Below are 14,656 nucleotides of genomic sequence, written 5' to 3'. Positions count from 1 at the left end.
GACTCCTGATCAATCGATGGGCGCATCAGCGACGTTTGGCAGTGCCCGCTCAGCGGGATCGCTGGCGGTGAGATTGAGATTCGCCCGGGAGAGGTGCTGGGTGATGACGGCGCTGATCCGGTCCGAATCCTGGGCCTGAAGCGCGTCGATGAAATCCCGGTGGTCTTGCATCAGTTCGTCCCCCGACGGTTTGACGTTCTCCAGCCACGCCATACAGGTCAGCGTCTCGGCCGAGAGAAGTTCGTATGCCGCCAGGAGGCGGGTGTTACCGCCAGCAGCGACGAGCTGCTGGTGGAAGGCGAGGTCGGCATGTGCAACTGCCAAGCGATCGCCGACATCCAGCTGAGTCCGCAGGTTGTCCAATGCGACCTCGAGCTGGGCCGCCGTGGAGTCGATGGTCGTTGAGCCAGCCGCGATGATGCCGCGAGCAGCGTGACTCTCGATGGCGATGCGCGCGTCATAGATCTCCTCGATGTCCGTGTCGCTGAACGTGTTGACGGTGACGCTTTTGTTTCGTTCGGAGACGAGCAGGCGTTCGGCGACGAGGCGCTGAAACGCTTCGCGCACCGGTGAACGAGACACCCCGAGCTGGTCCGACACGGCCTTCTCGTTGAGGGCCTGTCCCGGCGCCAGGGCCCCGGAAATGATCAGGCGCCGGAGTTCGGTGCTGACCCGATCCGTGGTCGAGGTGAATTGCAACGGCGCTAGCCGCAGTTCTGGGTCCACAGCGGTGGCTCCTCGTGTCGGGTGGTGTGAAAGGTAGACCCGTCAACTGTATGGTGTCAACGGTGTGCTGTCATATTGTCGACAATATGCAGAAATGGGAGTACGGTCCGTGTACCGGCTGAGGATGAGCGATCTTCCGACGATCCACCGGCAACCCCAACCCTCAATCAAGTGATGCCAGGAGCGATGAATCGTGATCGACTACCGCCCGAAGTACGTGTCGTTCGACTGCTACGGAACGCTGATCAACTACCAGATCGACGCTGCGACACGGACGGTCGTTCGTGGTCAGATCGACGAGGCGGATTGGCCCGCATTCCGCGAATCGTTCAGCAAGTACCGCTACGACCAGGTGCTCGGCAGTTATTACCCGTACCGACAGGTCCTTCAGGATGCGTACGACCGCACCTGCCGCACGTGGGGCATCGAGTCAGACGAGAGCGCTGGCGAGCAGTTCGGTGAGGCCGTGCTGTCCTGGGGCCCCCACGACAATGTGGTCGCGCCCTTGACGAAGATGGCGGAGCGTTATCAGCTGGTGATTCTGTCCAACGCGGACACCGCGTTTCTCGACGTGTCTGTGCCAAAGCTCGAAGCGCCGTTCCACGCGGTCTTCACCGCTGAACAGGCGGGCGTCTATAAGCCTCGGTACCAGGCGTTCGAGTACATGGTCGAGCAGCTGAATGCTCGGCCGGAGGACTTTTTGCATGTCTCATCCCACACGCGCTACGACATCATGCCGATGCACGACCTCGGATTCAGGAACTTGGTCATGCTGCGACGCGGGTACGACCCCGCTGCACACTCCTACGGGTATGTCGATGTCGACTCGCTGGACGAGCTGAACCAGATGCTTGGAATCGACTGAGACGCAATGAAACTCATTTCGTACTGGCAGGATACGACTGCGCCACCTGGAGACTTCCGCAAGATCCCCGTGCCCGAGAACGTCGATGTGGCCATCGTCGGGGCCGGCCTCACCGGGCTGTCCGCGGCGCTCGAACTGGCTCGAGGCGGCGCAACGGTCGCCGTTCTGGAAGCCCATCACGTCGGCTGGGGCGCATCCAACCGGAACGCCGGTATGGCGACGACAGGACTAGCCATCGGGTTTGGCCAAGCCGTCAAGCGTTACGGCAGGGACCGCGCCGTGGAGTACTACCTGGAATACGACAAGGCCATCAGTACGGTGGAGTCGTTGGTCCACGAGCACTCGATCGACTGCGACTTCACCCGTTCCGGCAAGCTGTCGCTCGCACTCACCCCGCGGGATGTCGCCGCTATGCGCACGACACAACGTGCGATCGCGAGTATCGGCGCGCTGCCCGACCTGATGGTGCTGGGTCCGGACGAGGTCGGCAAAGAAATCGGGTCGCACTACTACCACGGTGGGATGGTCGACCCGCTCGGTGCAGGTCTGCACGTCGGCAAGTTCGTGAGCGGTCTTGCGGTGGCAGCAGTAGCGGCCGGCGCGACCATCTGTGAGGACTCACCCGTGGTGTCCCTAAGTCGAGAGGGCGCGCGGCACGTGGTGCAGACGACCCGAGGCGTGGTCTCGGCTAAGGAGGTGCTCATTGCGACGAGTGGTTACACCTCCGCATTGACCCCGTGGCTGCAGCGGCGCGTGATACCGGTGGGGAGTTTCGTCATCTGTACCGAACCCCTCGGGGATGCGCTGGCAGCTGACGTCCTGCCGCACCGTCGGATGGCATCGGACGCCAAGATGTTGACCTATTACTTCCGGCTGACTCCTGATAACCGGCTGCTGTTCGGGGGGCGTGCCAGATTCGCTCTGTCGAGCCCCGACTCCGATCAGCGCAGCGCGCAGATTCTGCGGTCGGCCATGGTCGAGATCTTCCCGCAGCTCGGTGACCGTCGCATCGACTACACGTGGGGTGGGCTGGTTGACATCAGCATGGATCAGATGGTTCACGTCGGTGAACACAGTGGTGTGCATTACAGCCTCGGCTATAGCGGCCACGGCGTCCAGATGGCGACACACTCGGGGCAGCAGATCGCTCGCAAATTGCTTGGTCTTCGCGCGGATCTGCCGTTCTCCGGCATCGCATTCCGGCCCGTGCCGGGCCACGTCGGACCGCCATGGTTCCTGCCCTTCATCGGCGCCGGCGCACACGTCGTCGACCGGTGGAATCTGCTGCGGGGAGGTAAGTCATGACAAGCATCAGCCTCGACTCCGAGATGCGGATCGCGCCGGCTCCGCCGGGGGGTGCGCTTATCGCCGGACAGTGGCGACAAGAGCCACTCGATCTGCCTGTTCGAGACCCCGCTACCGAGCTTCCAGTGGGTACGGTCCACCGGTGCACCCCGGGGGATGTCGACCAGGCGGTTCGCGCTGCAGCCACTTCGATGCAGGATGACTGGCCACTGCACGAACGTGTCGATGTATTGCGTCGGTGCGGCGACCGAGTTCTGGCGGAGATCGACGTATTCACCGAGACGATCGCCGCCGAAGGAGTGAAAACAATTCGCGAGGCGCGAGCTGAGGTTCTGCGGTGCGTCGAGACGCTGCACGTCGCCGCCGGGGCAGCCGATGTGCTCACCGGTGAGACCTTGCAACTCGACGCTAGCCCGCGAGGCGGCAACCGGATCGGCTGGTTCACCCGTGAACCACTGGGCGTCGTCGGCGCGATCAGCAGTTTCAACGATCCGCTCAATCTCGTCGCGCACAAAGTCGCACCAGCACTGCTGGCCGGGGCTGGCATCGTCGTGAAACCGTCGGAGTTCACGCCGTTGTCAGCGCTGCACTTGGCTCGCGTGCTGCTGGCGTGCGGGGTACCTCCTGAGCGCTTGTCGGTCGTGTGCGGTGGCGCAGAGGTGGGAAATGCCCTTGTCGCCCACCCCGAGGTAGCGGTCGTATCTTTCACCGGCGGCGTCCGGACGGCAGAGGCCATCACCCGCGGTGCCGGTGTGAAGAAGATGTTGATGGAACTCGGCGGAAACAACGCGACCATCGTGTGCGCTGACGCCGACGTCGATCTGGCCGCTCGGAAAATCGTTGACGGCGCATTCGGCGTCGCCGGTCAGAATTGTCTTTCGGTCCAGCGGGTCTACGCCGAGACGAGCGTCTTCGAGGCTGTCCTGCGATCGGTCGCTGACGGTGCAGCCGCCCTGGTTGTCGGATCCAAGTACGACCACGCCACCGACATCGGTCCGCTGATCAACGCTGCTGCAGCGGAACGAGTGACCGCCTTGGTCGATGATGCGATTGCAGGCGGTGCCCGTCTGGTTGCCGGCGGCAGTCGAGACGGCACGTACGTCGCGCCGACCGTGCTGACCGGCGTTCCGACGGCGTGTGCGATTTCTCGCGATGAGATCTTCGGCCCTGTTGTCGTCATCGAGCCCGTCAGCTCGCTCGACGAAGCGCTGCAGCGTGCTGGTGAGTGCGAATTTGCGCTGCAGGCAGGAATTTTCACCGCCTCTCTGGATTCTGCGACCAAGGCGGCACGCACCTTGACCGTCGGAGCTGTCCTGGTGAACGAGACCAGCGATTTCCGTATCGACTCGATGCCGTTCGGCGGTTTCCGTCAGTCCGGCATCGGCCGGGAGGGCGTGCGCAGCGCTGCGGTCGAGATGACGGCGCCCCGTTGTGTACTGATGACGGTGCCGAGTGAACCGGGTCGTGCCTCTAACTCCTCGAAAGGCCTGGCAGGTCAATGAATTCGCGTAGGTACACGGTGGATCTCATCGCCGGAGATGGCATCGGCCAAGAGGTTGTTCCCGCCGCGACCAGGGTCGTCGACGCGCTTGCTCGTCGGCATGGGTTTGACATGACGTGGCGAGACAGGAACTGGGGCTCGGCATACTTCTTCGAACACGGCCGGATGATGCCGGTCGACGGCATTGAGCAACTTTCTGACGGCGACGCCATCCTGCTGGGCGCCGTGGGGCATCCCGACTTGCCGGATCACGAGACACTCTGGGGTCTGCTCATCCCGATTCGCCGTGAGTTCTTGCAGTACGTCAACTTGCGACCGGTCCGCGTGCTTCCGGGGGTCGTGTCACCCCTGCGGGACGTGGAGGCTCTTGACATCGTGGTTGTCCGGGAGAACGTCGAAGGCGAGTATTCCGCCGTCGGCGGTCGTGCATATCGCGGCACAACCGACGAATTCGCCATCCAGGAAGCGGTCTTCACCCGGACGGGCATCACCCGGGTGGCTCGGTATGCCGCCCAATTGGCCGCGACCCGTCGCGGTTCGCTCACATCCGCGACGAAATCCAACGGCATCATCCACTCGATGCCGTTCTGGGACGAGGTCGTGGCGTCGGTCGTCAGCGAGGTCGAGGGTGTGCGCCTGCGCAGCACTTTGATCGATGCGCTTGCGGCGGCCCTGGTGCTGCGACCGGGCGACTTCGATGTGATCGTCGCGTCAAATCTTTTCGGAGACATCCTTTCCGATCTGATTGCAGCGCTCGCGGGCTCGATCGGAATCGCGCCGAGCGCCAACATCAACCCGCCGCGGCACCACCCGTCGATGTTCGAACCCATTCATGGCTCGGCACCGGACATCGCAGGCAAGGGCATCGCCAACCCCGTCGGCCAGCTCTGGTCGGCCTCGCTGATGCTGGACCACCTGGGCGAAGCCGAAGCGGCCACCGCGCTGATGACAGCCATCGAAACGGCCATGAGCGATGGAGTGCTGACCGCTGATCTGGGTGGCACGGCCGGCACCCAGGAATTCACCTCGGCCGTCCTGCGTGCACTGTCCAGCGGCAACTGAGCCCCCGCCTACCTGACATTTGATTCTTCGAACGAGAGACGCCCATGACATCGTTGAGCCCCCTTCTGAAGCAAGCCACTCCAGTCGTCGTCGACCATGCATCCGGCAGTTGGATCCACGCGACCGACGGGCGTGAGTATCTGGACTTCACCACCGGCATCGGTGTGACCAGCACCGGCCACTGCCACCCACGAGTAGTCGAAGCAGCGCGGGAACAGACAGGCAGAATCATCCACGCGCAGTACACGACCGTGATGCACAAACCGTTGCTCGAGTTGACGGACAAGCTCGGTGCCGTATTGCCCAGCTCGCTCGACTCGGTGTTCTATGCGAACTCCGGATCTGAGGCTGTCGAGGCAGCGATCCGACTGGCACGGATGGCGACCGGTCGCCCCAACATCGTTGTCTTCCAGGGCGGCTTCCATGGCCGTACGGTCGCTGCGGCATCGCTCACGACCGCTGGGACGCGCTTTTCAGCCGGCTTCGCGCCGCTGATGTCCGGGGTGCACATGGCACCGTTCCCATACGCGTTCCGCTACGGCTGGGACGAGGATGCCGCGGTGGAATTCGCCTTGCGCGAGTTGGACTACCTCCTGGTGAGTCGCGTTGCGCCCAATGACACTGCGGCCTTCCTCATCGAACCGGTTCTCGGCGATGGCGGATACCTGCCGACTCCGCCGGCATTCTTGGAGGGTTTGCGCGAGCGCGCCGATCGGCACGGCATCAAGCTCATTCTGGACGAGGTGCAGGCGGGCTGCGGTCGGACCGGTCGATTCTGGGGACACCAATTCTCCTCGGTCGTGCCGGACATTCTCGTCACTGCCAAAGGGATCGCTTCGGGATTCCCGATCAGCGCGATAGCCGCACCCGTAGCGCTGATGTCGAAGGGCTGGCCTGGTTCGCAGGGCGGCACGTATGGCGGAAACGCAGTCGCGGCGGCTGCAGGCTGCGCGACGCTCGACGTCATACGTGATGAAGAGCTTGTTGAGAACGCCCGCTTGCGTGGTGACCAGTTGGCTGACGGGCTGCGCGTGCTGCAGCACAAACACCCCGTCATCGGGAACATCCGTGGTCTCGGGCTGATGCAAGGACTTGAGTTCGTGACAGCCGCCGGCGACCCGGACGCGGCCACGACGACGGCGGTCCAACAGGCGACGACCCGACACGAATTGCTGACGCTCACCTGCGGCCCGGCCGGGAACGTGCTCCGTCTCATCCCGGCCCTAGTCGTGACCGAACACGAGATCGACCTCGGTCTGGAACGCCTCGCACTCGCACTCGCCGACGCGACCAACGACTGAAACATCCCGTCACCCAGATGTGAGATGAAGGAGACAGCACCATGACGACGAGCAACAAACGCGATCTCATCGCCGCGATCCCCACCGGCTTGTTCATCGGCGGTCAGTGGGTCGAGGCACAGTCGGGAAAACGATGCGACGTGATCGATCCAGCCACAGAAGACGTAATCGCGTCGATCGCGGACGGCGGAGCGGAGGATGCCGAGCGTGCCATCGAGGTGGCTGCGGCTGTGCAGGACTCGTGGGCGCGCACAGCACCACGAGCGCGCAGTGAGATCCTGCGTCGCGCATACGAGCAGATGATGGAGCGCCAGGACGAGCTTGCGAGCATCATCACTGCGGAGATGGGCAAACCCCTCGCGGAGGCGCGTGGTGAGGTCGCATACGCGGCGGAGTTCTTCCGGTGGTTCTCCGAGGAGGCTGTGCGCATCGGCGGAGACGCCACGGTCAGTGGCGATGGTCGAACCCGCATCATCGTTTCCAAGGCGCCTGTCGGACCGTGCGTGCTAGTGACTCCGTGGAACTTCCCGCTGGCGATGGGAACCCGCAAGATCGGGCCGGCGATAGCGGCCGGCTGCACCATGGTTTTCAAGCCGGCTCATCTGACGCCGCTCAGTTCCTTCGCTCTCGTCGAAATCCTCCGTGAGGCAGGTCTGCCCGACGGTGTGTTGAACGTCGTGTGCTCTTCCGATCCCGGATCGGTGGTGGAGCCGTGGATGCGCAGTGGCAAGGCACGCAAGGTGTCGTTCACCGGTTCGACAGCCGTCGGCGTCCGCCTTCTGGAACAGGCGAGCCAGCACATCATGCGGTCGTCGATGGAGTTGGGCGGCAACGCACCGTTCATCGTCTTCGACGACGCGGATGTCGATGCTGCGGTGGACGGTCTGATGATCGCGAAGCTGCGCAACATGGGTGAGGCGTGCACGGCGGCGAACCGCATCTTCGTGCAGCGAAATGTGGCGGACGAATTCGCTCGACGATTGACTGAACGCATGAGCGCATTGGTGGTCGGCGACGGCATAGACCCTGCGACACAGATCGGCCCCCTGATTGAACCGAAGGCCGTCGAGAAGGTGATTTCGCTGGTATCCGACGCTGTTCGCCGTGGTGCCCGGATCTTGTGCGGCGGCCAGGCGCCGGAGGGTCGCGGCTACTACTTCCCGCCGACAGTGCTGGTGGATGTGGACCCCGAATCGGAATTGATGTCGACGGAGATCTTCGGACCGGTTGCCGCCGTGATCGCCTTCGATGACGAATGCGACGCCATCCGACTCGCGAACGACACGCAGTGGGGCTTGGTCGGGTACGCCTTCACCCAGGACGTGGATCGCGCCTTCCGGCTGCAAGAAGCCATTGAGGTCGGCATGCTCGGTATCAATACGGGTCTGGTGTCCAACCCAGCGGCGCCTTTCGGTGGTGTGAAGGAGTCCGGGCTCGGGCGTGAAGGTGGCCGCACCGGTATCGAGGAGTTCCTCGAGGTCCGATACCTCGCCCTGCCCAGGTCCATTCCGGCGAACGTGTGACGTAGGTGGGGAGCGCGACGTCGACGTAGATCGCGCTCCCCTGTTGGCATCGGATACCCATCGAGTGGGCCGATCACCAGTCGCGTGGCGGGCTCCCGATGAGTTCGCCCAGCGTCGCCCAGACGTGGTCGCGCTGTTGTTCCATCCCGAGCCTTCGGAGCTCTTCATTCGAGACGAAGCGACTGCCAAGCAGGCGGCCTTCCTCGGAATGCGTGAGGATCAGACCCCAGCGCCCACTCTGTCGTGACGGCACGATCGTGAACTGTCGGCCGTCATGTTCGCCGCTATAGGCACTGTTGATGTACTCCGGGTCCCAGTCGAGGAAGGCGAGGACCAGCCCGTCGCCGATCCAGCCGAGGTGGCCCATCGCCTCCTCGCGCTGCGCATCCGCTCGCCGGTCTGCCCACTGCCATCCGCCGAATCGTGATGGCACGTAGGCGTTTTCGAGCGCAATGGCGCCGCCATGACTGCGTGGGCACTGATCGGCACACCCGAACGCTGACACCAAGAGCGCTCGGTGCTGCTGCCACATGGCGGCTGCGTTGATCGCCCTACTGCCGTATGGTCCACCTGCCGACCGGCACGGTCCGACGAAGCCGACCGTCATCGGGCAGCCAAGAGGTGCAGGTTCGACCACTACTGGGTATGGCGTTTCGTCAAGTCCAGACACGTCGACGACACCAGTTGCCAACGGCCGCATTCCAGCCGAATCCCATTCCAGCACAACAGGTTGCGTGAATCGGTGGGCGTCGCGAAGTGCATCTGACCTCGTGTGATCCTTCAACGCAAGCGAGGGCTCCACCCAGGCATGCTCAGTGCCGTACACGACTGCAGGCGAGGGGTCGTCGTCCTGCTCCCAGGACCAGAGTTCGGCGTCTGCGCTGATGTTGTCCTGCAATGTCTTGGGTAGACCGGCGGGATTCCAGGCGGTCAGGATGTGCACCCGGCTGGTGCCTGGGAAGAGGGCGTCGGGCGTCGCCGACGTCTCGCCCTGTTGCGCCGGCCGCACGGTGAAGACACCCGAGTCGGTGGTGATACGCAGGTGGTTGGTGCGCCAGCTGGTGGCGAGCGGTTCGCGTGGGTCCGGTCGACAGCCAGGCTCCGACATCGGGTCGAGGACCCACGGAATCTGGATGGGAGTGTTCGGGGACTCTGGGGCCGTTGACGACATGGATGATTCCTTAGGATTCGGGGCCCGAATCCCGAGCCCGCGTGACCGCAGCGGCGGTTGCCGTGTGGCCGGGTGTTCCTCGAACAGCACCGGCGCGGGACCGGTTGCTGAGCGACCTCTTCGAGGTGATCGGTCGCTTCTCTTCACCCACCGGCAACTATGGCATCGCCCACCGACAACCTCGCTGCTTCGGCTCTTCCATCGAGTCGTCGCGCGCGGCAGGCTGATCGTGGCGGGTGCCTGCGGCATACAGCTCACCCGGGGCACACAGATGGAAGGGGACGGCTATGACCGAGAGCTCGGAGCCACGCACATTCGTCGACGAGAGCCTGGTGAAGGCGCGATTCATCAGATCCAACCTGTCCGGAGTGGTCATGCGCGGGGTGATCCTGCAGGACGCCGAGTTGGATTCGCCCTGGCTGTTCGAGGACGGAGCATCGTTGGTAGTCAACGGGATTGACGTTGTGCCACTCATCGATGCGGTACTGAACGAGCGCTACCCCGGTCGAGCCGCGCGAACCGCGAGGGACCCGGCAGGACTGCGATCGGCGTGGTCAGCGCTCGAACGAGCCTGGGGCGCGATGCTTGATCGGGTCGCGGACATGCCACCCGGAACGGTCGATGTGTCGGTCGACGACGAATGGTCGTTCGCGCAGACCCTGCGTCACCTTGTCCTGGCCACCGATGTCTGGCTCGGGCAGACGATCCTGCAACGCGATCAGGCGCTGCATCCGATCGGCATGCCGTTCGCGGAGTACGAGCAGGACGGTTACGACATGAGCATCTTCGTCACGGAGCCGCCGTCATACGACACGGTGCTGCAGGTTCGCGCGGAGCGGGTGGCGATGGTGCGCGACTTCCTCGCCGACGTGTCAGCCGAGCAACTGAAGGAAACCCGCGAAAGTCCTTGGGATCCGGACTATTCCGAAACCGTGTTGTCGTGCCTGCACACGATCCTCGGGGAGGAGTGGGAGCACTTGCGCTATGCCGAGCGAGATCTCGACCGCATCGCCGCGAACGTATGACGCAATCCGCGTCCGGCCTCGGCGGCGCCTGCTGGGGTTGCCGTCCTCTCGCCGGATAACCCGGCGCTTTTGGCGCGGTCAGCAGGCACAATGGCCGGGTGTTTCTGACCCTCTCGACGACAGGCACTGCGGACGTCACTCCGAGCGACCTTGGATTCTTGCTGCACAAACATCCGGACCGGGTGCAGAGCTTCGAATTGTCAGTGGGCCGGGCGCACGTGTTTTACCCAGTGGTCAGCGCGCAGCGATGCACGGCCGCTTTCATGCTCGAGGTCGACCCCATCGGCATGGTGCGCGAAAAGCGCTTCGGTGGCGGTGATTTTGCGTTGTCCCAGTACGTCAACGATCGACCCTATGCAGCGTCCTCAATGCTGGCCGTGGCCATGGGCAAGGTGTGGAACACAGCGCTCAAGGGTCGGTGCAAGGTCAGACCCGACCTTGAGGGAGTCTCCTTGCCGCTTGAGATCTCCATCCCGGCGCTCGCTTGCTCGGGTGACTCCGACCTGGTTACAAGGGTTTTCGCACCTCTCGGCTGGCAGGTCACGGCAGAAGTGCCACCTGTCGACCCGACCATTCCTCAATGGGGTCAATCGCCATACTGCGACGTGGAACTTGTGGGCACGATGCCTCTCGCCGAAGCTCTCAGTCATCTCTACGTACTGCTTCCGGTGCTTGACGATGCCAAGCACTATTGGGTCAGCACCGACGAGATCGACAAGCTGATTCGCAATGCCGGTGGCTGGCTCGACACCCACCCGGAGCGAGATCTCATCATTCGCAGATATCTCAAGCACCAGCGTGACCTTGTCGCCGAAGCCGAAGCACGTCTGGCTGGTCCGGGTGGTGACGTCCTCCTGGATGACACGGTTGAAGCGGGTGCACAGGGTGAGACGGGGAGTGCATCTACGGCACCCGACCTTGCGCTCCCTGCCACGCTCGCGCAGCAGCGGGCGGCGGCGGTGATCGGCGCCTTGCAGGAGGTCGGCGCCCATCGCGTGGTCGATCTTGGTTGCGGAGAAGGCGCCTTGATTCGGCGACTGCTGAGCGACCCATCTTTCACAGAGGTCGTTGGTGTCGATGTCTCCGCCACTGTGCTGGAGCGGGCCGAGCGGAGACTGGGCCTGGAGCGGATGCCCGACTCGGTGCGGGCACGTCTCACCCTGCGTCAGTCGTCGGCGACCTATCGGGATGTTGCTCTGCACGGGTACGACGCCGTCGTGCTCATGGAGGTCATCGAGCATGTGGATATGGACCGACTGCCATCGCTGGAGCGCAGCGTCTTCGGCCAGGCTCACCCGGCGGCTGTCGTGGTGACCACGCCCAATGCGGACTACAACGTGCTGTACCCACACCTGGCGGCTCACGAGATGCGCCACACAGACCACCGATTTGAGTGGAGCAGAGCGGAATTCGAGCAGCGGGCGACCGGTGTAGCCGAACGCCACGGGTATGACGTCGCACTGCGCCCGATCGGCCCCGCGGATGAAACCCATGGCGCCCCCACGCAGCTTGCGATCTTCCGCCGATCTGACGCGATGGCGACCCAGCAGGAGGTGGTGCGGGCATGACAAGCATCGCCATACCTGAGCTGTCCCTCGTGGTGCTGATCGGTGTGTCGGGGTCGGGTAAGTCAACGTTCGCTGCCCAGCACTTCGGTCGTTTCGAAGTGATCTCGAGCGACTTCTGCCGCGGCCTTGTGTCCGATGACGAAAATAACCAGAGCGCGTCCGCCGACGCCTTCGACGTGCTCGGTCGGATAGCCGCAAAGCGTTTGGACCGTGGCCTGCTCACCGTTGTCGACGCCACCAGCGTCACGCGGGATGCACGAAAGCAGCTCGTGGACTTGGCCCGGGCGCACGACGTCCTGCCGGTGGCGATCGTGCTGGATGTCCCCGTCGGCATCGCGGTGCAGCGCAACGCGAGCAGGCCGGAACGCGATTTCGGTGCACGTGTTGTGCAGCGGCATCACGACCAGCTGCGACGATCACTGAAAAGCCTTGGCCGCGAAGGGTTTCGCAAGGTTCATGTGCTTCACGGCGTAGACGAGATCGACTCAGCCAGCATATTGCGCGAGAAGCTGCTGAACGATCTGCGTGATCAGCATGGGCCCTTCGACGTGATCGGTGACGTGCACGGCTGCTTGACCGAACTCGTGGCCCTGCTGCAGCGGCTGGGCTACGAGATCCAGCGGGATGCCCAGGGCCGCGCCGTCGATGCGACGCACCCGCAGTCGCGTCGTGTTGTCTTCGTCGGTGACCTGGTCGACCGCGGCCCGGACTCGCCTGGAGTCCTGCGACTGGCGATGGGCATGACAGCTTCCGGACATGCCCTAGCGGTCCCCGGCAACCACGAACACAAATTGGTTCGCGCGTTGGATGGCGCAAAGGTGACCGCATCGCACGGACTGGAAACCACCCTGGCCCAGCTGCAGCGAGAGTCGGAGCAGTTTCGTGCGCAGGTGCGCGAGTGGTGTTACGGACTCGTGTCCCATCTGGTGTTGGACGACGGCCGGCTGGTTGTCGCGCATGCAGGCTTAAAGGAGGTGTATCACGGGCGGACCTCGGGGAGGGTGCGTTCGTTCGCACTGTATGGCGACACCACGGGTGAGACTGATGAGTTCGGGCTGCCGGTGCGTTATCCGTGGGCCGCGGACTATCGCGGCAGCGCAATGGTGTTGTACGGCCACACCCCGACGGTCGAGCCGGAGTGGATCAACAACACGATGTGCCTGGACACGGGCTGCGTCTTCGGTGGGCATCTGACGGCTCTGCGCTATCCGGAGAAGCAAGTGGTCCAGGTCGCCGCCGAGAAGATGTGGTACCGACCGGCGAAACCCTTTGGCGGTTCCGCAGACTCAGGGCAGACTCGCAACTCTGAACGTGCTGCTGAAGACCTGGACGTCACCGATGTGCTGGGTCGACGCACCATCGCAACGGCGGATCATGGTCGCATTTCGATCAGAGCCGAAAACGCCGCTGGTGCGCTGGAGGTGATGAGCCGGTTCGCGCTGCATCCACGCTGGATGAGGTATCTGCCTCCGACGATGGCACCCGTGGCCACCTCGGCTCGAGCGGACTTTCTGGAGCATCCGGACGAGGCGTTCGCGTACTTCGCCGGCGAAAATGTGCGCGAGGTTGTGTGCGAGGAGAAGCACATGGGCTCTCGAGCTGTGCTGCTCGCGTGTCGTGATGCTGGTGTCGCGGAGCGGGAGTTCGCCGCCGACGGCGGGGCTACGGGAGCAATCTTCACGCGTACCGGTCGTGGGTTTCTCGCACCGGAGTTAACCGAGGCTCTGCTGGACCGGGTGCGTACCGCCGTAGAGAGAACTGCGATGTGGGACGAGTTGGGGTCTGACTGGGTACTACTCGACGCTGAACTGCTGCCCTGGTCGCTGAAGGCCGAAAGACTTCTGCGCGAGCAGTATGCCGCTGTTGGTGCGGCCGCACGTGCTTCGCTACCGGCCGCTCACGAGGCCCTTGAACGCGCAGGAGAGCGTGGTCTGGATGTTGCCGATCTCCTCCATCGCACGACGGAGCGTGAGTACAACGCGGCCGCGTTCACTGACGTCTATCGCCGATACTGCTGGGATGTCGAGGGACTGAGCGGCGTGCAGGTAGCTCCCTTCATGATCCTCGCGGGTCACGGTCGCACCTTTCACACGAAGCCTCACATGTGGCACCTGGAGCTGATCGATCGACTGGTTGCTGCCGATCCAGCGACATTTCGGGCCACGCGTCGGCTGCCCGTCGACACGACCTCGACCGAATCGACCAACGCTGGTGTCAGTTGGTGGGAGGAGATCACCGCAGCCGGCGGTGAGGGCATGGTGGTCAAACCTTCAGCTGCACATGTGCTCAACGGCAAAAGGTTGGTGCAGCCAGGGCTGAAAGTTCGTGGGCCGGATTATCTGCGCATCATCTATGGCCCGGATTACACGCTCCCGCAACACCTTCGACGCTTGCGTGACCGAAACCTCGGTCACAAGAGATCGCTGGCGCTGCGTGAGTATGCACTCGGTGTCGAGGCGCTCGAGCGTTCGGCGCGCGGCGAGCCGCTGTGGCGTGTGCACGAGGCGGTCTTCGCGGTGCTCGCGCTAGAGTCCGAGCCGGTCGATCCACGGTTGTGACAGTGCGTATGTCGAGCGCGATCTCGACCGCATCGCCGCGAACGTATGACG

11 protein-coding genes are annotated in these 14,656 nt (G+C 63.7%); 9 read left to right on the top strand and 2 right to left on the bottom strand.

The window, feature by feature from the left end; translation table 11 throughout:
* Positions 1–9: 9 nt before the first annotated feature.
* On the bottom strand, positions 10–726 hold the full coding sequence (locus tag BKA23_RS12895; RefSeq protein ID WP_145229090.1) for a GntR family transcriptional regulator: 717 nt from the start codon (positions 724–726) through the stop codon (positions 10–12).
* 193 nt (positions 727–919) lie between these two features.
* Here BKA23_RS12895 and BKA23_RS12890 point away from each other — a divergent pair, with 193 nt between their 5' ends.
* Genes BKA23_RS12890 through BKA23_RS12865 form a run of 6 tightly spaced genes read left to right on the top strand, consistent with a single transcriptional unit; the run spans position 920 to position 8,283 of the window.
* Complete coding sequence (locus BKA23_RS12890) at positions 920–1,591, top strand: haloacid dehalogenase type II (protein ID WP_145229088.1); 672 nt, start codon at positions 920–922, stop codon at positions 1,589–1,591.
* 6 nt (positions 1,592–1,597) lie between these two features.
* The gene (locus BKA23_RS12885) at positions 1,598–2,896 is read left to right on the top strand and encodes an NAD(P)/FAD-dependent oxidoreductase (protein WP_145229086.1); all 1,299 of its coding nucleotides are present in this window, start codon (positions 1,598–1,600) and stop codon (positions 2,894–2,896) included.
* Positions 2,893–4,398, top strand: a complete 1,506-nt coding sequence (locus BKA23_RS12880; RefSeq protein ID WP_211841717.1) for an aldehyde dehydrogenase family protein — start codon at positions 2,893–2,895, stop codon at positions 4,396–4,398. Before BKA23_RS12885 ends, BKA23_RS12880 begins: the two co-directional genes overlap by 4 nt.
* A complete protein-coding gene (locus BKA23_RS12875) occupies positions 4,395–5,459 on the top strand; it encodes a tartrate dehydrogenase (RefSeq protein ID WP_145229084.1) in 1,065 nt (354 codons plus the stop codon). Before BKA23_RS12880 ends, BKA23_RS12875 begins: the two co-directional genes overlap by 4 nt.
* Positions 5,460–5,503: 44 nt before the next feature.
* Positions 5,504–6,760 (top strand): aspartate aminotransferase family protein, encoded by a 1,257-nt coding sequence (locus tag BKA23_RS12870; RefSeq protein ID WP_145229082.1) that lies wholly within the window; start codon positions 5,504–5,506, stop codon positions 6,758–6,760.
* Positions 6,761–6,801: 41 nt separating this feature from the next.
* Positions 6,802–8,283 (top strand): NAD-dependent succinate-semialdehyde dehydrogenase, encoded by a 1,482-nt coding sequence (locus BKA23_RS12865; protein WP_145229080.1) that lies wholly within the window; start codon positions 6,802–6,804, stop codon positions 8,281–8,283.
* Between the two features lie 73 nt (positions 8,284–8,356).
* Here BKA23_RS12865 and BKA23_RS12860 read toward each other — a convergent pair whose 3' ends face one another.
* Positions 8,357–9,454, bottom strand: a complete 1,098-nt coding sequence (locus BKA23_RS12860) for a DUF3293 domain-containing protein (RefSeq protein WP_170226513.1) — start codon at positions 9,452–9,454, stop codon at positions 8,357–8,359.
* Positions 9,455–9,741: 287 nt separating this feature from the next.
* On the opposite strand from BKA23_RS12860, the gene BKA23_RS12855 reads away from it, so the two are divergent.
* The 3 genes from BKA23_RS12855 (at position 9,742) to BKA23_RS12845 (ending at position 14,605) form a co-directional block, all read left to right on the top strand.
* Complete coding sequence (locus tag BKA23_RS12855; RefSeq protein WP_145229075.1) at positions 9,742–10,479, top strand: DinB family protein; 738 nt, start codon at positions 9,742–9,744, stop codon at positions 10,477–10,479.
* Positions 10,480–10,577: 98 nt separating this feature from the next.
* Positions 10,578–12,047, top strand: coding sequence for a 3' terminal RNA ribose 2'-O-methyltransferase Hen1 (locus tag BKA23_RS12850; RefSeq protein ID WP_145229073.1), 1,470 nt, complete (start codon positions 10,578–10,580; stop codon positions 12,045–12,047).
* The gene (locus tag BKA23_RS12845) at positions 12,044–14,605 is read left to right on the top strand and encodes a polynucleotide kinase-phosphatase (protein ID WP_145229071.1); all 2,562 of its coding nucleotides are present in this window, start codon (positions 12,044–12,046) and stop codon (positions 14,603–14,605) included. Before BKA23_RS12850 ends, BKA23_RS12845 begins: the two co-directional genes overlap by 4 nt.
* Positions 14,606–14,656: the final 51 nt, after the last annotated feature.

Origin of the sequence: Rudaeicoccus suwonensis, assembly GCF_007829035.1 — a bacterium.
In the GTDB taxonomy this organism is placed as follows: Bacteria; Actinomycetota; Actinomycetes; order Actinomycetales; family Dermatophilaceae; genus Rudaeicoccus; species Rudaeicoccus suwonensis.
Note: the sequence above shows the minus strand (reverse complement) of the source record. Positions and strands in the feature narration are given on the sequence as shown.